Origin of the sequence: Metabacillus litoralis (genome assembly GCF_003667825.1) — a bacterium.
Taxonomy (GTDB): domain Bacteria; phylum Bacillota; class Bacilli; order Bacillales; family Bacillaceae; genus Metabacillus; species Metabacillus litoralis_B.
Genome location: NZ_CP033043.1, coordinates 791,812 through 810,734 on the forward strand (window position 1 = coordinate 791,812; position 18,923 = coordinate 810,734).

An 18,923-nucleotide genomic window follows, 5' to 3' on the forward strand; every position below is an offset into this window, starting at 1 on the left:
CCAAATTAATGTCGAATATAAAAGGGTTGAAACAATGATGACAGCAAACTCTTTTCAGTTAGAGGATAAAACGTATTTGTCAGTCAGTGCCTGGGATGGTTTAATAAATGGTCTTTCAGTTGGGTTTACAACCAAAAACGGTGGTAATAGTGTTGAAGAATTTTCCTCTTTAAACCTAGGTCTTCACGTTAACGACCAAAACGAAATTGTTATAAAGAACAGAGATCAGCTTGCAAAGGCTCTAGGATTTTCATTAGATAACTGGGTTTTTGCAGAACAAGTTCATTCTAATGTTATAAAGAAAGTGACAAAAGAGAGCAAAGGAAAAGGAATAAGTGTATATGCAGATGGATTAACTGGGTCTGACGGTATTTACACTTCTGAAAAGGGAATCATGCTATCTCTGTGTTTTGCAGATTGTGTGCCTTTATACTTTATTGCTCCCGAACATTCATTAATTGGCCTTGCTCATGCTGGCTGGAAAGGGACAGTAAAGAATATTGCTGGAGAAATGATCATAAAGTGGAATAAAGACGAGGGAGTTAACCTAAAGGATATTAAAGTTGCTATTGGTCCAGCAATTAATGATTGTTGTTATATTGTTGACGAAAAAGTGATATCCTCAATAGATAAGAATATTTTAGAAGATTACCCATTGCCTTATGACACTGTATCAGAAGGGCAATACAAATTAAACCTCCCTCTACTTAATAAATACTATCTTCTGAGTGCAGGTATACCGGATGAAAATATTATAACATCCGATTTATGTACAAGTTGTGAAAGTGGACTGTTTTTTTCTCATCGTCGTGACAAAGGAAAAACAGGCAGAATGTTAAGCTTTATTGGAATAAATGAGGAGGCTCACCTGTAGAAATGAACGTGCAGGAAAATTACCGTAATATACGTAGTACAATTGAAAAAACATGTGAACAAGTAGGTAGAAATGCAAATGAAGTTCATGTAGTTGCTGTAACAAAGTATGTAAGTGTTCAACGTGCAAAGGAAGCCCTTGCTGCTGGAGTAAAACATTTAGGGGAAAACAGAGATGAAGGTCTTATTGAAAAAATAGAAAATATAGGAGAAGGTCCTATTTGGCACTTTATCGGTTCATTGCAAACACGTAAGGTGAAGAATATCATCAATAAAGTTGACTATATTCATTCGTTAGATCGTCTTTCATTAGCAAAAGAAATTGATAAGCGTGCTCAAAAACCTATTAAATGCTTTGTTCAAGTTAATGTTTCCGGTGAAGAAGCTAAGCATGGTTGTTCACCAGAAGATGTTGTGAAATTTATTCAAACATTATCGGAGTATCCTAACATTAAGATTGTTGGATTAATGACAATGGCACCATTCACTGAAGATCATGATGTTATTCGAGGCTGTTTTAAACGATTAAAACAGCTTCAGCAAGATGTACAAGCATTACAACTCCCATCGGCACCTTGTTTGGAATTATCAATGGGTATGTCTAATGATTATGAAATAGCGATTGAAGAAGGTGCTACTTTTATTAGAATTGGCACTTCTCTCGTCGGAAATGAAATTGGAGGTGTATAAGATGTCAATTAAAAATAGATTTAAAAGTTTTTTCGCATTAGAAGATGAAGAATATGAATATGATGAAAATGAGGGTTATGATGAAGAGTATGAAACACATCAACAACAACAACCTTTGGCAGCTAAACATCAATCTCAACCAGCAAAGCAAAATGTGGTGAGTTTGCAAAGTATTCAAAAATCCTCTAAAGTTGTTTTAAGTGAACCAAGAGTGTATGCTGAAGCTCAAGAAGTTGCAGATCATTTGAAGAATCGCCGTGCGGTGGTTGTTAATCTTCAAAGTATACAAAGAGATCAGGCGAAAAGAATTGTTGATTTTTTGAGTGGTACGGTTTACGCAATAGGTGGAGATATTCAGCGAATTGGAATGAACATTTTTTTATGTACTCCTGATAATGTTGATGTTTCAGGCTCCATATCTGAATTAGTAACAGAAGATGATCATCAAAGGTGGTAGACAAACATGGGTATATTATTTAGTTTACTCTCAACATTAATTACTTTTTATTCTTACGCGCTAATTGTTTACATATTACTATCTTGGTTCCCAGGAGCAAGGGAATCAGGTTTCGGGCAATTTTTAGCGAAAATTTGTGAACCATACCTTGAGCCCTTCCGGAAATTCATTCCCCCACTTGGTATGATTGATATTTCGCCGATTGTCGCAATTTTAGCTCTACGATTTGCTCAATATGGAATTGCTTCGATCTTTAGAATGATTGGCTAAGGGACTATAAGTAGTCCCTCTTTTTCATTTAGGTAAAGAAATATATTGGAGTGGGGTTATGGATCATATATATCAACATTTTCGCAATGAAGAAAGACAATTTATTGATCAAGTTTTAGAGTGGAAGGATACTGTATTAAATCAATATAGCCCAAAGCTTACTGATTTTTTAGATCCTCGCGAGCAAGAGATTGTAGCATCAGTAGTAGGCGAAAATCTGGATGTAAAGGTGATGTTTTCTGGTGGTGTTCAGGATACGGAAAGAAAAAGAGCTTTTATTTATCCGGATTATTATCAGCCACTTGAAGAGGATTTTCAGTTAGCACTTTTTGAGATTCATTATGCAAGTAAATTTATCTCTTTACAACATAGACAAGTATTAGGTTCTTTAATGAGTTTAGGTTTAAAGAGATCTAAATTTGGGGATATACGATTTTACGAAGAAGTTGTTCAATTTGTGTGTGCAAGTGAAATAGCCGATTATTTACGTGCGAATTTCCATGAAATTGGGCGAGCCAAGGTTACTCTCAAAGAAATGAATGTAGAAAAACTTATACCTCATGTTGAAGATGTACAGGAAATAGTAACAACTGTATCTTCTCTTAGGCTAGATGTAGTTTGTTCAGCTATTTATACTATTTCACGACAAAAGATTCAACCGTTAATTACAAATGGACTCGTAAAAGTAAATTGGAAAACAGTAGACTCGGTCTCTTTTGAATGCCGGGAAGGCGATACTCTCTCAGTCAGAGGTTTTGGAAGGAGTAAACTCGTTTCAATGGAAGGAAAAACAAAAAAAGACCGATTCAGAGTGATCATTCATAAGCAAAAATAAATGACCCGAAATAGTTTTAGTAGTTATAGAAAATATTGTAACGTAAAATTATTTTAAGAAAAAACAGGAATTTCAACAAACCTGTCGAAATATGATTTATAATGTTGACAAGGATTAACTATTTCACTACATATTGGAGGTGGCACCCGTGCCTTTAACACCGTTAGATATCCATAATAAGGAATTTAATAAAGGGTTTCGTGGATATGATGAAGATGAAGTTAACGAGTTTTTAGATCAGGTTATCAAAGATTATGAAATGATTATACGAGAAAAGAAAGAGCTTGAGTCTCGTGTTACAGAACTAACAGAGAAACTAGGTCACTTTACTAATATTGAAGAGACATTGAATAAATCGATCATTATAGCACAAGAAGCAGCAGAAGAAGTGAAGCGGAATGCTCAGAAAGAATCAAAGTTAATTATTAAAGAGGCGGAAAAAAACGCAGATCGAATTATTAATGAATCTTTAGCTAAATCAAGAAAAATTGCTATGGAGATTGAAGAGCTGAAAAAACAGTCAAAAGTATTCAGAACTCGTTTCCAAATGCTTATAGAGGCACAGCTTGACCTGCTTAAAAATGATGATTGGGATCATTTATTAGAATATGAGGTTGAGCCTATTTTTGGAGAAACGGAAGAATCCAAAAGTTAAACTTGACTTTTTTAATTTCAATCGCATATAATACGGAAACATAGATATGTTTTTGCTCTAATAATACAAATACTATATATAACTGTGATAGGGACAGTAGTCTTTTATGTTCTTTATATTAGCGAATCGAGGATGGTGTAAGCTCGACATAAAGATAAAAGATGAATATCACCCTTGAGTTCCAGGCTGAACATGTTACCATTAGTAAGCTGTGGCGTATATTCACGTTACGAATACTAGAGTGGATTAAAGTAGCGTATTTAATCTAGTAGGGTGGTACCGCGAGAAAACCTTCTCGTCCCTTGTGGGATGAGAAGGTTTTTTGTGTTGTATTAGATAGAATTTTTAAAACATTTACTTATTTTGATGAACAATTACATGAAAAAAAGAGCTATTAAAATAACTGGAGGAATTAGTGATGGAATACAAAGATACCCTTCTGATGCCGAAAACTGAGTTTCCAATGCGTGGAAACCTACCTAACAGAGAGCCGTTAATGCAAGAAAAATGGGCTAAAATGAATATTTATGAAATGGTACAAGAACGAACAAAAGATCGTCCACTGTTTGTTTTACATGATGGACCACCTTATGCAAATGGAGACATTCATATGGGGCATGCATTAAATAAAATCTTAAAAGATTTTATTGTTCGTTTTAAATCTATGAGTGGGTATTGTGCACCTTATGTTCCGGGCTGGGATACTCATGGTTTACCAATTGAGACAGCTCTTACAAAAAACAAAAAAGTAAAAAGAAAAGAGATGTCTGTTGCCGAATTTCGTAAGCTTTGTGAGGAATACGCTTGGGAACAAATTAATGGTCAACGTGAGCAGTTTAAACGCTTAGGAGTACGTGGGGATTGGGAAAATCCATATGTAACACTGAAGCCTGAATATGAAGCACAGCAAATTAAAGTTTTTGGTGAGATGGCGAAAAAAGGTTATATTTACAAAGGATTAAAACCTGTATATTGGTCACCATCAAGTGAATCAGCACTTGCTGAAGCAGAAATTGAATATCAAGACAAACGCTCTCCATCTATTTATGTTGCCTTCCCTGTAAAAGATGGAAAAGGCGTATTATCACATGATGAAAAAATTATCATTTGGACAACAACTCCTTGGACAATGCCAGCAAATTTAGGAATTTCGGTACATCCAGAGTTAGAATACAGTGTTGTAGCTGTTGATGGTGAAAAGTATGTTGTTGCGTCTGATCTAGTAGAATCTGTTGCAACAACTATTGGTTGGGAAAGTTATGAAATTGACCGTACGTTAAAAGGTGTTGAATTAGACCGTGTTACGGCAAAACATCCAATCTATGACAGAGAATCACTTGTTATGTTAGGTGAGCATGTTACAAGTGATGGAGGAACAGGTTGTGTACACACTGCACCTGGTCATGGAGAAGATGACTTTATCGTCGGACAACAATACGGGTTAGATGTATTATGTCCAGTTGATGAAAAAGGATATATGACAAAAGAGGCACCAGGGTTTGAGGGGCTATTCTATGATGAAGCAAATAAGCCGATCACTGAAAAACTTCAAGAAGTAGGCGCATTATTGAAACTTCAATTCATTACACACTCTTATCCACATGATTGGAGAACGAAAAAGCCAACAATATTCCGTGCTACTGCTCAATGGTTTGCATCAATCAAAGATTTCCGTGAAGATCTTTTAAAAGCTGTTAATGATACAAAATGGGTCCCAGCATGGGGGGAAACTCGTCTTTACAACATGGTTCGTGATCGTGGAGATTGGTGCATTTCCCGTCAACGAGCATGGGGTGTCCCAATTCCTGTGTTTTACGCTGAAAATGGTGAACCGATCATTACGGATGAAACAATTGAGCATGTGTCAAACTTATTCCGTGATTATGGTTCTAATATTTGGTTTGAACGCGAAGCAAAAGACCTTTTACCAGATGGCTTTACACATGAAGGAAGCCCTAATGGTAAGTTTACAAAAGAAAATGATATTATGGATGTTTGGTTTGATTCAGGATCTTCCCACCAAGCGGTACTTTTAGAAAGAGAAGATCTCCAAAGACCAGCAGACTTGTATTTAGAAGGATCTGACCAGTATCGTGGTTGGTTTAACTCTTCTTTATCAACGGCAGTTGCTGTGACGGGCAAAGCTCCATATAAAGGTGTCCTAAGTCATGGTTTTGCTCTTGATGGAGAAGGGCGTAAAATGAGTAAATCTTTAGGGAATACTGTTGTACCTGCTAAAGTTATGAACCAGTTAGGTGGAGATATTCTTCGTTTATGGGTTGCTTCAGTTGATTATCAAGCAGATGTTCGTGTTTCTGACGCGATTTTAAAACAAGTTGCTGAGGTTTACCGTAAAATTCGTAATACATTCCGTTTCCTATTAGGTAACTTAAGTGATTTTAACCCAGCAACTGATTCGGTTAGCTTAGAGAACCTTAGAGATGTAGATCGATATATGCTTGTTAAACTTAATAAGCTAACAAAACGAGTAAAAGAAGCTTATGAACAATATGAATTTGCGGCGATTTATCATGCCGTTCATAATTTCTGTACGATTGAACTAAGCTCATTCTATTTAGATTTTGCAAAAGATGTACTTTATATTGAGTCATCAGAAAATCAGGAACGTCGTGCAATTCAGACGGTACTTCACGAAACATTATTATCACTTGTTAAATTAGTAACACCAATTCTTCCTCACACAGCTGATGAAGTTTGGGAGCACATTGACTCTGTAACAGAAGAGAGTGTGCAGCTTGTTGACATGCCGGAAGTAAAAGAATATGAACAATCAGATGAACTTGAGAAAAAATGGGATGCATTTATGACATTACGTGATGATGTTTTAAAAGCATTAGAAGTGGCTCGTAATGAGAAAGTAATCGGAAAGTCATTAACAGCAAGTATTGCTCTTTATCCAAATTCGGAATCAAGAGCATTACTTAATTCAGTTGATGAAGACTTAAAGCAATTATTTATCGTTTCAGGCTTTACTATTGCTGGAGATTTTGACGATGCTCCTGAAAATGCTCAGGTCTTTGACACAGTAAAAATTGTAATAACACCGGCAGAAGGTGAAACATGTGATCGTTGTTGGATCGTTACACCAGAAGTTGGTCAGGTTGAAGAACATCCAACACTATGTCAGCGATGTGCTTCAATTGTGAAGGAACATTATTAAGTTTTAACAAGGGCCTATTTCTTTAATGTGTTTATATTAAAGAATAGGCTCTTTTTCTTTTGTACATAACTATGTAAAATCCAAAAAAAGTATAGTCTACAGACTATATCTTGCAGTATATAGCCCAATTTCACAGAAAAAGGTTTTAAAGAGTAAATTCATGGGTAAAAAATACTCATTCAGACAAATGGAAAGAAAGTTAACAAAGTTAGCAGCCATTACAATCACAGGAAAATTCTTATCAGGGTGAGCAATGGATTTTTCGGGCAAAACTAATGTTAACATCATGAGAAGGATAAGGAGTTGTCCATCTTGAATAAATTTTCTGGTATTCGTTACGAATTACAATTGATGAGAGAAGAACTGCGAGCTAGATTATTTGATCACAGTTTGTTTGATATGACTTTAGACGAAGATTATCATAAAAGTCATACATTAATGCATCATATTAAAGAGGAACTTCAAGATGTAGAACGTGCCTTAATGAAAATTGATAAAGGACTTTACGGGTATTGTGAAGAAACCGGTGAAGAAATTCCTTTTGAAAAATTAAGGATACTCCCAACAGCTAGAACAAAATACGATTTCTTTTTCCAGGAATTATTTGAACGAAAATCTCTCCCACAACACGACTATACTCATGAAGAAACTTATATCACAGGCAGTGATTTCTGATCATCATTGACTATTGTTACGGCCCAAATTATTTTGTAATTTGGGCCGTTATAATGAATAAATTGTTTTATCCAAGCTATACTTTTCCTAATAACTTACGCTTTTGTTCCGAGTATGGTACAATTTCTTAGGATAAACCCGAAAATAGACATTAGAAAGTTGGGGGAAGAACGTGTATTATTACATAATTGCTGCAGTCATTATTTTAATTGACCAAGTCACGAAGTGGTTAATCGTAAGAAACATGCAAATTGGTGAGAATATTACTGTTATTGAAAATTTCTTCTACATAACATCCCATCGAAATCGTGGAGCAGCCTGGGGCATTTTGGAAGGACAAATGTGGTTTTTCTATATTATAACGGCTGTTGTTATAGTCGGGTTAATTTATTATATTCAAAAACATACGAAGGAAAATAAGGTAATGGGTGTAGCACTTGGCTTTATGCTAGGTGGTGCAATTGGTAATTTCATTGACCGTTTATTTCGGAAGGAAGTTGTCGATTTTATTAATACATACATTTTTTCTTATGACTTCCCAATTTTCAATATAGCAGATTCTGCTCTTTGTATTGGGGTAGCTTTATTATTTATTCATATGTTGTTTTTTGAAGGGAAACAAGAGAAGGAGCAAGCATAAATGGACATCGTTGAATTACAAGTTAGTGAAGAACATAAAAATGAACGGATTGATAAGTTTTTGTCTACTTCAAACGAAGAATGGTCAAGAACACAAGTTCAAATTTGGATAAAAGATGGTTTGGTGAAGGTAAATGATAAGGCCATTAAGACGAATTACAAATGTCAAGTGAATGATAAAGTTGTTATAGAAATACCTGAACCAGAACCTCTTGATGTTGTAGCCGAAGAAATGGATCTTGATATATATTATGAGGATCAAGATGTGTTAGTTGTTAATAAACCAAAAGGAATGGTTGTTCATCCAGCACCTGGTCATATGAATGGTACACTTGTTAACGGTTTAATGGCACATTGCAAGGATCTTTCAGGGATCAATGGTGTTTTAAGACCTGGGATTGTCCATCGAATCGACAAAGACACTTCCGGATTATTAATGGTTGCTAAGAACGATATGGCCCATGAATCTCTAGTTCAGCAGCTTGTAGACAAAACAGTAACAAGACGTTATAAAGCAATTGTACATGGTAGTATTCAACATGATCACGGAACAATCAATGCACCAATTGGACGTGATAAAACAGATCGTCAGAGTATGACGGTAACAAATGTTAGCAGTAAAGAAGCAGTCACACATTTTCATGTGTTAGAGAGATTTGATAACTTTACGTTTATAGAATGTCAGCTTGAAACTGGAAGAACCCATCAAATTCGTGTTCATATGAAGTATATAGGCTTTCCGTTAGTAGGTGATCCGAAATACGGGCCGAAAAAAACACTCGACATAAATGGACAAGCACTTCATGCAGGTATACTAGGATTTGAACACCCTCGAACTAAAGAATATCTTGAGTTTGAAGCTCCGTTACCTAATGAGTTTGAAGAAGTTTTAAATAGTATTAAAAATAATCATTGACACATTTCTACATGTTTGTCATAATGTAATTAACTTAATAAGAACCTTTAACACAGTCCCGTGAGGCTGAGAAGGAAAACGGATAAAGACCATAGTCTATATTGGCTTAGTCTAGCTATGTCTTCGTGAACCCTCTCACAAAATCGGTGAGAGGGTTTTTCGTTTTTTAAGGTTATATTTTGAATTTCTAGATGTGGAGAAACGAAAGGAGATTATAAAATGTCTCAAAAAGCAGTTTTATTAGATGAACAAGCAATTCGTCGGGCATTAACAAGAATTGCTCATGAAATTATTGAGAGAAACAAAGGGATTGAAGACAGTATTTTAGTTGGCATTAAAACAAGAGGGATTTATCTTGCGAACCGACTTGCCGAACGTATTGAACAAATAGAAGGTAAAAAAATCGCAATTGGTGAACTGGATATAACACTATATCGTGATGATCTTACGAAGAAAACAGAAGATCTAGAACCGCTTGTAAAAGGTTCTGATATCCCTGTAGATGTAACAAATCAAAAAGTGATTTTGGTTGACGATGTATTATACACTGGAAGAACTGTTAGAGCTGCGATGGATGCACTCGTTGATATTGGGAGACCTGCAAATATTCAACTAGCAGTATTAGTTGACAGAGGACACCGTGAACTGCCGATAAGAGCAGATTATGTAGGGAAAAACATTCCAACATCGAGCTCAGAAAAGATTGTCGTTGAATTAAATGAAGCTGATAAAAAAGATCAAGTAACTATTCACGAAAATTAAATAAAACCCTTTTAAGAACAGTCCAGAGAGGCTGCAAAGGGGCGCACATTGGAAGGTGGTCATTTAATAATGATTGCTCGCCTCTTTGTACCTCTTTGCCTCAGTAAGCAAAGAGGTTTTTTTATGGACATAAAAAGTGTTACATGAGTGAATGGTCGAAAAACACAATTCAAAGATTACCGCTATAATAATAAAATTACGATTCTTTCACACATTATAACTAACAAGAATGATGCATATTGGAGGACCTAACATGAAAGAAGATCAAATTGTTTTAGACGTAAAAGATACACCAAAACCAATGACCTGGCTTGCACTTAGTTTTCAACATTTATTTGCCATGTTTGGCGCAACAATTCTAGTACCATTTTTAGTAGAGCTAGACCCAGCTGTAGCACTAATCTCAAGTGGATTAGGAACTATTGCATTCTTACTCATTACAAAAGGTCAAGTACCAGCGTATTTAGGATCATCCTTCGCATTCATTACACCAATCATTGTGGCGAAATCAACAGCAGGTGTAGGGGCTGCGATGGTGGGGAGCTTTTTAGCAGGTCTCGTGTACGGGATTATCGCTTTAATTATCAAAGGTACAGGTCATAAATGGATAATGAAAATTCTTCCGCCGGTAGTTGTAGGACCTGTCATTATCGTTATTGGCTTGGGATTAGCAGCAACTGCGGTAGGTATGGCGACAAATAACCCTGCAGGTGATTATAGCTTAAAGCACTTCTCGGTTGCGTTGGTAACATTGCTAATTACAATTTTGTGTTCAATCTTCCTAAAAGGATTTTTCAACTTAATTCCAGTGCTCATTGGTATTGCAGGTGGGTACTTCTACTCACTAGCGATTGGAATTATTGATTTTTCAAATGTAATAGCAGCAAATTGGATTCAAGTACCAAACTTTGTTATACCATTTGTAAACTACACTCCTTCAATAACACTTGATATTGTATTACTTATGGTACCTGTTGTTGTCGTGACGATCTCTGAACATATTGGACACCAACTAGTTTTAGGAAAAGTAGTAGGAAGAGATTATATTGAAAAACCAGGTTTACATCGCTCGATTTTAGGTGATGGTGTAGCTACTATGATCGCTGCTTTAATCGGGGGACCACCGAACACAACATATGGTGAAAACATTGGTGTTCTGGCAATTACAAGAGTTTACAGTGTGTTTGTTATCGCAGGAGCTGCAGTATTAGCCATTCTGTTTGGATTTATTGGGAAAATATCAGCATTCATCAGTTCAATCCCGACACCTGTTATGGGTGGAGTATCCATTCTACTATTTGGTATCATCGCATCATCTGGATTGCGTATGATGATAGACAGCAAACTTGATCTTGGAAATAAACGAAATTTAATTATAGCTTCTGTTATATTAGTAATAGGAATTGGAGAAGCAACGCTTAAGATTGGAAATTTCGACCTTCATGGGATGGCATTAGCAGCAATAATTGGTATTGTATTAAATTTAGTTCTACCTTATGATAAGGACGAATCAATTAATAATGAAACGGCATAAGAAAATGGCTTAGATCTTTTAAAGAAAAGTCCAGAGAGGCTTAAAAGGGTGTAAGGCAAACAAAGGTATTGCTATACCTTCATTTGCTCTACCTTCAAACACCCTGATTTAGTAAATCAGGGTGTTTTTCTATAAAAAAAGACTTATTAAAACAAGATTATAGGAGTGGTTGGGCATGTCTAATCTATTAACTATGAACCAGCTTACAAATGAAGAAATTCACTCAATTTTAGAGGATGCAGAGCAATATAAATCAGGGCATGGCTGGAAGGCTCTAGATACAGTGTTTGTCTCAAATTTGTTTTTTGAGCCAAGTACAAGAACAAGATTCAGCTTTGAAGTAGCTGAAAAGAAGTTAGGGCTTCAAGTCTTAAATTTTACAGCAGAACATTCTAGTGTACAAAAAGGTGAAACTTTATATGATACGGTTAAAACACTTGAGTCAATTGGGGCAAACGCAGTAGTCATTAGGCATCAACAAGATCACTTTTTTGATGATTTGGTCGGAAAGGTATCGATACCAGTCATTAATGCAGGAGATGGTTGTGGTCATCATCCTACCCAATCATTACTTGATCTACTAACAATTAAACAAGAGTTTGGACAGTTTAAAGATTTGACAATCTCAATACATGGTGATATTAGACACAGTCGTGTTGCAAGGTCAAATGCGGAAGTGTTAACAAGGCTTGGAGCAAAAGTGTTATTTTCAGGACCTGCTAAATGGCAAGACCCATTAAACACATATGGAGAATATGTCGAAGTTGACGAAGCAATCCAACAGTCAGATGTTGTAATGCTCCTACGTATACAGCATGAACGCCATGAAGAAAAAGATTCAGCACAAGATTATTTGCAGCAATATGGTTTAACAAAAGAAAGAGAAAAACAAATGAAACAACATGCAATTATCATGCATCCAGCACCAGTAAATCGTGGTGTTGAAATTGATGGTGATTTGATAGAATGCGAACGCTCTAGAATTTTTAAACAAATGGAAAATGGTGTGTTTGCTAGAATGGCAGTTTTAAAGAGAGCTTTACAACAAATTGAGCAAAATCAGGAGGTAATGAAACATGTTATTTATTCTTAAAAATGGATTAATTTTAGATGAGCTTGGTGAGTTGAAAAAGTCTGATGTGAAGGTGAAGGACGGAAAGATAACTGAGATTGGAGAAAATCTTTCCACTGACGGATGTGAAATCATTTCAGTTGATGGGAATTTGATTTCAGCAGGTTTTATTGACCTTCACGTCCATTTAAGAGAGCCAGGTGGCGAGCACAAAGAAACAATTGAAACAGGTACACAAAGTGCAGCAAAAGGTGGATTTACAACAATAGCTCCAATGCCAAACACTCGACCAGTTCCTGACACCAAAGAGCAAATGGAATGGTTGCAAAATCGAATAAAGGAAACAGCGGTTGTGAAAGTTCTTCCATATGCTTCGATTACAACAAGACAGTTAGGTGAAGAATTAACAGACTTTGAAGGATTAAAAAACGCAGGTGCATTTGCCTTCACTGATGATGGTGTTGGTGTACAATCTGCTGGCAAAATGTTAGAAGCAATGAAACAGGCAGCTTCTATTGGTGCAACAATTGTGGCGCACTGTGAAGAAAATACATTAATAAACAAAGGTTCAGTACATGAAGGTGAATTTTCTAGAAAACATGGTATTAATGGAATTCCTTCTGTATGTGAGTCAGTACATATCGCGAGGGATATCCTTCTAGCAGAAGCTGCAGGCTGTCACTATCATGTGTGTCATATCAGTACAAAAGAGTCTGTACGTGTAGTAAGAGATGCAAAACGTGCTGGGATAAATGTAACAGCTGAAGTAACACCACATCACTTATTATTATGTGAGGATGACATTCCAGGCCTTGATCCGAATTTTAAAATGAACCCTCCTCTAAGAGGGAAAGCAGATCAAGAAGCTTTAATAGAAGGATTATTAGATGGAACAATTGATTTTATTGCAACAGACCATGCGCCACATGCAGCAGAAGAAAAAGCAGAAGGTATGCAGTTAGCACCATTTGGAATTGTGGGATTAGAAACAGCATTTCCACTATTATATACACATTTCGTACTAACGAAGAAATTTACACTAAAGCAACTTGTTGATTTCTTGACAATTCAGCCTGCAAGAGCATTTGGATTATCTGAAGGAGTGCTTGAAGTTGGAGCTGCTGCTGATATTACTGTGGTAGAGTTGGAAACAGAATCATCAATTAACCCAAGTGAATTTTTATCAAAAGGCAAAAATACACCATTCACTGGTTGGACTTGCAAAGGTTGGCCAACGGCAACAATCGTAGATGGAAACATTGTATGGGAAAAGGGAGGCATCACAGTATGAAAAGACAACTAATCTTAGAAGATGGAACAGTATTTTTGGGTGAGGCATTTGGAAGTGACAAGGAAAATTTCGGAGAAGTAGTATTTAACACAGGGATGACAGGATATCAAGAAATCCTCTCAGATCCATCATATTGTGGACAAATCGTCACTTTAACTTATCCTTTAATCGGAAACTACGGTATTAACAGAGATGATTTCGAAACGATTACGCCATTTATAAACGGATTTGTTGTAAAGGAATTCTGTGACTATCCTTCTAACTGGAGAAGTGAATATACAATTGATGAGTATTTTAAAATGAAAAACATTCCTGGAATCTCAGGCGTTGATACTCGCAAGCTTACAAGAATTATTCGTATGCACGGTACATTAAAAGGAGCAATTTGCTCTGCTGATGCAAATCCAGAAGAAGTCATTAGCAAGCTAAAAGGAACGCAACTTCCTACAGATCAAGTACAAGTTGTTTCAACAAAAACAGCATACCCAAGCCCAGGCAGAGGACATCGTGTAGTGTTAGTTGATTTTGGAATGAAGCATGGTATTTTAAGAGAATTAAATAAACGTAACTGTGACATTGTTGTGGTACCTCATAATGTGACAGCTGAGGAAGTTTTACAATTAAACCCAGATGGTATTATGCTTTCAAATGGACCAGGAGATCCAAAAGATGTGCCAGAAGCTATTAATATGATTAAAGGTATTCTTGGGAAGGTTCCATTGTTTGGGATTTGCTTAGGACATCAATTGTTTGCTTTAGCATGTGGTGCTGATACAGAAAAAATGAAATTTGGACACCGAGGGTCAAACCATCCAGTTAAAGAACTAAGTACAGGTAAGGTAGATATTACATCTCAAAACCATGGTTACACAGTAAGAGAAGAATCAATCAAATCAACAGAGTTAGAAGTAACACATGTTGCATTAAATGATGGAACAGTTGAAGGGTTAAAACATAAACAAGCACCTGCATTTACAGTCCAATATCATCCGGAAGCTTCACCAGGACCGGAGGATGCAAACGGATTATTTGATCAGTTTTTAAACTTGATGATTGAAGCTAATAAGAAAGAAGGGGTTCTATAATGCCAAAACGTACAGACATCAATAAAATTCTTGTTATCGGTTCAGGTCCAATCGTCATTGGTCAAGCAGCAGAATTTGACTATGCTGGAACACAAGCATGTATCGCTTTAAAAGAAGAAGGATATGAAGTTGTTCTTGTTAACTCAAATCCAGCTACAATTATGACTGATACAGAAATTGCAGATAAAGTATATATTGAGCCTCTTACGGTTGAGTTTTTAAGCAACATTATTCGTAAAGAACGTCCAGATGCCCTTGTTCCAACTTTAGGAGGACAAACGGGTCTTAACATGGCCGTTCAATTAGCAGAGTCAGGTGTACTAGAAGAATGTGGAGTTGAAATTTTAGGTACTAAGCTTTCTGCAATCCAACAAGCAGAAGATCGTGATTTATTCAGAAGATTAATGAATGAATTAAATGAGCCTGTACCTGAAAGTGAAATTATTCATAACTTAGATGAAGCTTTTGCGTTCGTTAATCAAATCGGATATCCAGTTATCGTAAGACCTGCTTATACATTAGGTGGAACTGGTGGAGGTATTTGTGAAAATGAAGAAGAGCTTATCGAAATTGTTACAAGTGGATTAAAAAACAGCCCTGTAACACAATGTCTTCTTGAAAAAAGTATTGCTGGATTTAAAGAAATTGAATATGAAGTAATGCGTGACTCAAATGACCATGCCATTGTTGTATGTAACATGGAAAATTTTGATCCAGTAGGTGTTCATACAGGTGACTCAATCGTTTTTGCACCAAGTCAAACGTTAAGTGACCGTGAATATCAAATGCTACGAAACGTATCATTAAAGATTATCCGTGCATTGAAAATTGAAGGTGGCTGTAATGTTCAGCTAGCACTTGATCCAGACAGCTTTAAATACTACATTATTGAGGTTAACCCACGTGTGAGTAGGTCATCTGCGTTAGCTTCTAAAGCAACTGGTTATCCAATCGCTAAATTAGCAGCGAAAATTGCTGTTGGTTTAACACTAGATGAAATGAAAAACCCTGTTACAGGTAGAACGTATGCATGCTTCGAGCCAGCATTAGATTACATCGTATCAAAAATCCCACGCTGGCCTTTTGATAAGTTTGAGTCTGCAAACCGCCATTTAGGAACTCAAATGAAAGCAACTGGCGAGGTTATGGCGATCGGTCGTACACTTGAAGAATCTCTGTTAAAAGCAGTTCGTTCACTTGAATCTGATGTAGATTATCTTCGTTTAAAAGATGCTGAACAATTCACAGACGAACTAATTGAAAAGCGTATTCGTAAAGCTGGTGATGAGCGCCTATTTTATATCGCTGAAGCTCTTAGAAGAGGTGTTACGAAGGAAACCATTCATGAGTGGAGCCAAATTGACTTATTCTTCTTAATGAAGATTGAAAAAATTATTAGATTTGAAAAAAATCTTCAAGTAAACCCTTATGAATTAACAACCTTACAAACTGCTAAAGAAATGGGCTTTGCAGATTCTGAGATTGCTAAGCTTTGGAATACAAATGATCGTGAAGTATATGAATTAAGAAAACAAGCAGATATTATCCCAGTTTATAAAATGGTTGATACATGTGCAGCGGAATTTGAATCTGCAACACCTTACTTCTATGGATCATACGAAGACGAAAACGAATCAATTGTAACTGAGCGTGAAAGTGTTGTTGTTTTAGGTTCAGGTCCAATCCGGATCGGTCAAGGTGTTGAGTTCGATTATGCAACGGTTCACTCTGTATGGGCAATTAAAGAAGCAGGGTATGAAGCAATCATTATAAATAACAACCCTGAAACTGTTTCAACAGATTTCAGTATTTCTGACAAGCTTTATTTTGAACCATTAACAATTGAAGATGTTATGCATATCATCGATTTAGAAAAACCAAAAGGTGTTGTTGTTCAATTCGGTGGACAAACGGCTATTAATCTAGCGGATGAGTTACAAGCACGAGGTGTAAAAATACTTGGAACATCTTTGGAAGATTTAGATCGTGCGGAAGATCGTGATAAATTTGAACATACTTTAGCTACCCTTGGAATTCCTCAACCACTTGGAAAAACAGCTACTTCTGTAGACCAGGCTGTGAAGATTGCAGAAAACATCGGTTATCCAGTTTTAGTAAGACCATCTTATGTACTAGGTGGACGTGCAATGGAAATTGTTTACCAAGAGGCTGAGCTTTTACACTATATGAATAATGCAGTGAAAATCAATCCGCAACATCCTGTATTAATTGATAAATATCTAACAGGTAAAGAAATTGAAGTTGATGCAATTTCTGATGGAGAATCAGTTCTTATCCCTGGTATTATGGAACACATTGAACGTGCCGGTGTTCACTCAGGAGATTCAATCGCTGTTTATCCGCCACAATCATTATCTGAAGAAATAAAAAACAGTATCATTGATTATACAATTAAGCTTGCTAAAGGTTTAAATATCGTTGGATTACTAAATATCCAATTCGTACTATCAAAAGGAGCGGTTTATGTACTAGAAGTAAATCCTCGCTCAAGTCGTACTGTACCTTTCTTAAGCAAAATAACAGGAGTACCAATGGCGAATTTAGCAACAAAGGTTATTCTTGGTGCAAAACTTGAGGAACTTGGCTATGAAACAGGATTACATCCAGAAAGTGAGGGTGTGTATGTAAAAGCTCCTGTCTTCTCATTCGCTAAGTTACGTCGAGTGGACATCACATTAGGACCTGAGATGAAATCAACAGGGGAAGTAATGGGGAAAGATATTACTCTAGAAAAAGCTCTTTACAAAGCACTTGTTGCTTCTGGAATTCAGATTAAAAACCATGGCTCTGTCCTATTAACAGTAGCGGACAAAGATAAAGAAGAAGGTTTAGAGATTGCTAGAAGGTTCCACCAAATTGGGTATCAAATTCTAGCGACAAGTGGAACAGCAGATTATTTAAGAGCCTACAATATTCCGGCAAAAGTTGTTAATAAAATTGGTGCGTCTGAACCGAATCTATTAGATGTTATTCGTAAAGGTGAGGCACAATTTGTAATCAATACCTTAACAAAAGGAAAACAGCCAGCTAGAGACGGATTTAAAATTCGCCGTGAATCAGTAGAAAATGGAATTCCTTGTTTAACTTCATTAGATACAGCAGTTGCCATTTTACGTGTACTAGAGTCGATGACATTCTCTACAGATACGATGCCAAAGATCAACAAGCAGCTAGAGGTGAGCTTAACGTGATAAAAAAAGAACTAATGGTCGTGACAAAACACGAAAAAATTGCAGAACATATTTTTCAGCTAACACTACAAGGTGAACTTGTTTCAGAGATGGGTAACCCAGGTCAGTTTGTTCATTTAAAGGTGTCAGAGGGTAGCACACCTCTATTAAGAAGACCGATTAGCATTTCTGAAATTGATATAGATAAAAAGCAATTCACAATGATATATAGAGCAGAAGGGGCTGGTACTCAGCTCCTTTCTAAAAAGGTCGTTGAAAACGTAGTGGATGTTTTAGGACCATTAGGGAATGGCTTTCCAATTGATACAGTTGAAAGTGGACAGAAAGCTTTGTTAGTTGGCGGAGGAATAGGCGTTCCTCCTTTGCTTGAACTATCAAGACAACTAGTCGCAAAGGGTGTAAAGGTGCAGCATGTATTAGGTTTTCAAACAAAAAATGCTGTGTTTTTAGAAGAAGAGTTTTCTAAACTAGGAACAACGATCATAACAACCGACGATGGGTCTTACGGATACAAGGGATTTGTAACAGATGCCATTAAAGATCATGACCTTCAGTTTGATACAATGTTTACTTGTGGTCCAACACCAATGTTAAGAGCACTAGAAAAGCTTCATGGACATAAACCTTTGTTTCTATCATTAGAAGAAAGAATGGGCTGTGGAGTCGGAGCTTGTTTCGCATGTGTGTGTCATACTGGTGATGACCCAACTGGAACAAGTTACAAAAAAGTATGTAGTGATGGGCCTGTGTTTAAGGCTGGAGAGGTGGTTTTATAA

Annotated in this window: 17 protein-coding genes and 1 other annotated feature; all 17 genes read left to right on the top strand. The window is 36.4% G+C overall.

All coding sequences use genetic code 11. The annotated features are described in order from the left end of the window. Nucleotides 1-37 precede the first annotated feature (37 nt). The 17 genes from pgeF to D9842_RS03770 all read left to right on the top strand — a co-directional run bounded on the left by pgeF (nucleotide 38) and on the right by D9842_RS03770 (nucleotide 18,923). A complete protein-coding gene (pgeF, locus tag D9842_RS03690; protein ID WP_180320433.1) occupies nucleotides 38-874 on the top strand; it encodes a peptidoglycan editing factor PgeF in 837 nt (278 codons plus the stop codon). A gap of 2 nt (nucleotides 875-876) precedes the next feature. Beyond that, complete coding sequence (locus D9842_RS03695; protein ID WP_121661333.1) at nucleotides 877-1,563, top strand: YggS family pyridoxal phosphate-dependent enzyme; 687 nt, start codon at nucleotides 877-879, stop codon at nucleotides 1,561-1,563. A gap of 1 nt (nucleotide 1,564) precedes the next feature. Continuing rightward, nucleotides 1,565-2,020, top strand: coding sequence for a cell division protein SepF (locus tag D9842_RS03700; protein WP_121661334.1), 456 nt, complete (start codon nucleotides 1,565-1,567; stop codon nucleotides 2,018-2,020). A gap of 6 nt (nucleotides 2,021-2,026) precedes the next feature. Next, nucleotides 2,027-2,290, top strand: coding sequence for a YggT family protein (locus D9842_RS03705; RefSeq protein WP_098796214.1), 264 nt, complete (start codon nucleotides 2,027-2,029; stop codon nucleotides 2,288-2,290). A 58-nt stretch (nucleotides 2,291-2,348) separates the two neighbouring features. After that, nucleotides 2,349-3,125 (top strand): YlmH family RNA-binding protein, encoded by a 777-nt coding sequence (locus D9842_RS03710; RefSeq protein WP_121661335.1) that lies wholly within the window; start codon nucleotides 2,349-2,351, stop codon nucleotides 3,123-3,125. A 148-nt stretch (nucleotides 3,126-3,273) separates the two neighbouring features. Continuing rightward, entirely contained in the window at nucleotides 3,274-3,780 is a 507-nt protein-coding gene (locus D9842_RS03715; RefSeq protein ID WP_121661336.1) for a DivIVA domain-containing protein, read from the top strand. Between the two features lie 75 nt (nucleotides 3,781-3,855). Further along, nucleotides 3,856-4,086, top strand: a binding site (T-box leader). Between the two features lie 112 nt (nucleotides 4,087-4,198). Further along, a complete protein-coding gene (gene ileS / locus D9842_RS03720; RefSeq protein ID WP_121661337.1) occupies nucleotides 4,199-6,961 on the top strand; it encodes an isoleucine--tRNA ligase in 2,763 nt (920 codons plus the stop codon). A 351-nt stretch (nucleotides 6,962-7,312) separates the two neighbouring features. Beyond that, on the top strand, nucleotides 7,313-7,636 hold the full coding sequence (locus D9842_RS03725) for a TraR/DksA family transcriptional regulator (protein WP_121664932.1): 324 nt from the start codon (nucleotides 7,313-7,315) through the stop codon (nucleotides 7,634-7,636). A gap of 172 nt (nucleotides 7,637-7,808) precedes the next feature. Then, nucleotides 7,809-8,276, top strand: coding sequence for a signal peptidase II (lspA, locus tag D9842_RS03730; RefSeq protein WP_121661338.1), 468 nt, complete (start codon nucleotides 7,809-7,811; stop codon nucleotides 8,274-8,276). Then, complete coding sequence (locus tag D9842_RS03735) at nucleotides 8,277-9,191, top strand: RluA family pseudouridine synthase (RefSeq protein ID WP_121661339.1); 915 nt, start codon at nucleotides 8,277-8,279, stop codon at nucleotides 9,189-9,191. 219 nt (nucleotides 9,192-9,410) lie between these two features. Next, the gene (pyrR, locus tag D9842_RS03740; protein ID WP_098796220.1) at nucleotides 9,411-9,953 is read left to right on the top strand and encodes a bifunctional pyr operon transcriptional regulator/uracil phosphoribosyltransferase PyrR; all 543 of its coding nucleotides are present in this window, start codon (nucleotides 9,411-9,413) and stop codon (nucleotides 9,951-9,953) included. Nucleotides 9,954-10,206: 253 nt separating this feature from the next. Further along, nucleotides 10,207-11,487 carry a solute carrier family 23 protein gene (locus D9842_RS03745; RefSeq protein WP_121661340.1) on the top strand — a complete coding sequence of 427 codons (1,281 nt, stop codon included), beginning with the start codon at nucleotides 10,207-10,209 and terminating at the stop codon, nucleotides 11,485-11,487. 175 nt (nucleotides 11,488-11,662) lie between these two features. Continuing rightward, complete coding sequence (locus D9842_RS03750; RefSeq protein WP_121661341.1) at nucleotides 11,663-12,580, top strand: aspartate carbamoyltransferase catalytic subunit; 918 nt, start codon at nucleotides 11,663-11,665, stop codon at nucleotides 12,578-12,580. After that, nucleotides 12,564-13,850, top strand: a complete 1,287-nt coding sequence (locus D9842_RS03755) for a dihydroorotase (RefSeq protein ID WP_121661342.1) — start codon at nucleotides 12,564-12,566, stop codon at nucleotides 13,848-13,850. The genes D9842_RS03750 and D9842_RS03755 overlap by 17 nt, the downstream gene beginning before the upstream one ends. Continuing rightward, nucleotides 13,847-14,935: a carbamoyl phosphate synthase small subunit gene (locus tag D9842_RS03760; RefSeq protein WP_121661343.1), complete on the top strand. Its 1,089-nt coding sequence runs from the start codon at nucleotides 13,847-13,849 to the stop codon at nucleotides 14,933-14,935. The genes D9842_RS03755 and D9842_RS03760 overlap by 4 nt, the downstream gene beginning before the upstream one ends. Then, nucleotides 14,935-18,147 (top strand): carbamoyl-phosphate synthase large subunit, encoded by a 3,213-nt coding sequence (carB, locus tag D9842_RS03765; protein WP_121661344.1) that lies wholly within the window; start codon nucleotides 14,935-14,937, stop codon nucleotides 18,145-18,147. Before D9842_RS03760 ends, carB begins: the two co-directional genes overlap by 1 nt. Next, nucleotides 18,144-18,923 (top strand): dihydroorotate dehydrogenase electron transfer subunit, encoded by a 780-nt coding sequence (locus tag D9842_RS03770; RefSeq protein WP_121661345.1) that lies wholly within the window; start codon nucleotides 18,144-18,146, stop codon nucleotides 18,921-18,923. Before carB ends, D9842_RS03770 begins: the two co-directional genes overlap by 4 nt.

What these genes read in the sequence shown, in the direction of transcription:
- D9842_RS03755 (WP_121661342.1), top strand. Translation starts at nt 12,564, where the DNA reads ATGTTATTTATTCTTAAAAATGGATTAATTTTAGATGAGCTTGGTGAG.
- D9842_RS03735 (WP_121661339.1), top strand. Translation starts at nt 8,277, where the DNA reads ATGGACATCGTTGAATTACAAGTTAGTGAAGAACATAAAAATGAACGG.
- D9842_RS03725 (WP_121664932.1), top strand. Translation starts at nt 7,313, where the DNA reads ATGAGAGAAGAACTGCGAGCTAGATTATTTGATCACAGTTTGTTTGAT.
- pgeF (WP_180320433.1), top strand. Translation starts at nt 38, where the DNA reads ATGACAGCAAACTCTTTTCAGTTAGAGGATAAAACGTATTTGTCAGTC.
- D9842_RS03750 (WP_121661341.1), top strand. Translation starts at nt 11,663, where the DNA reads ATGTCTAATCTATTAACTATGAACCAGCTTACAAATGAAGAAATTCAC.
- D9842_RS03700 (WP_121661334.1), top strand. Translation starts at nt 1,565, where the DNA reads ATGTCAATTAAAAATAGATTTAAAAGTTTTTTCGCATTAGAAGATGAA.
- carB (WP_121661344.1), top strand. Translation starts at nt 14,935, where the DNA reads ATGCCAAAACGTACAGACATCAATAAAATTCTTGTTATCGGTTCAGGT.
- D9842_RS03760 (WP_121661343.1), top strand. Translation starts at nt 13,847, where the DNA reads ATGAAAAGACAACTAATCTTAGAAGATGGAACAGTATTTTTGGGTGAG.
- ileS (WP_121661337.1), top strand. Translation starts at nt 4,199, where the DNA reads ATGGAATACAAAGATACCCTTCTGATGCCGAAAACTGAGTTTCCAATG.
- D9842_RS03705 (WP_098796214.1), top strand. Translation starts at nt 2,027, where the DNA reads ATGGGTATATTATTTAGTTTACTCTCAACATTAATTACTTTTTATTCT.
- D9842_RS03695 (WP_121661333.1), top strand. Translation starts at nt 877, where the DNA reads ATGAACGTGCAGGAAAATTACCGTAATATACGTAGTACAATTGAAAAA.
- pyrR (WP_098796220.1), top strand. Translation starts at nt 9,411, where the DNA reads ATGTCTCAAAAAGCAGTTTTATTAGATGAACAAGCAATTCGTCGGGCA.
- D9842_RS03710 (WP_121661335.1), top strand. Translation starts at nt 2,349, where the DNA reads ATGGATCATATATATCAACATTTTCGCAATGAAGAAAGACAATTTATT.
- D9842_RS03745 (WP_121661340.1), top strand. Translation starts at nt 10,207, where the DNA reads ATGAAAGAAGATCAAATTGTTTTAGACGTAAAAGATACACCAAAACCA.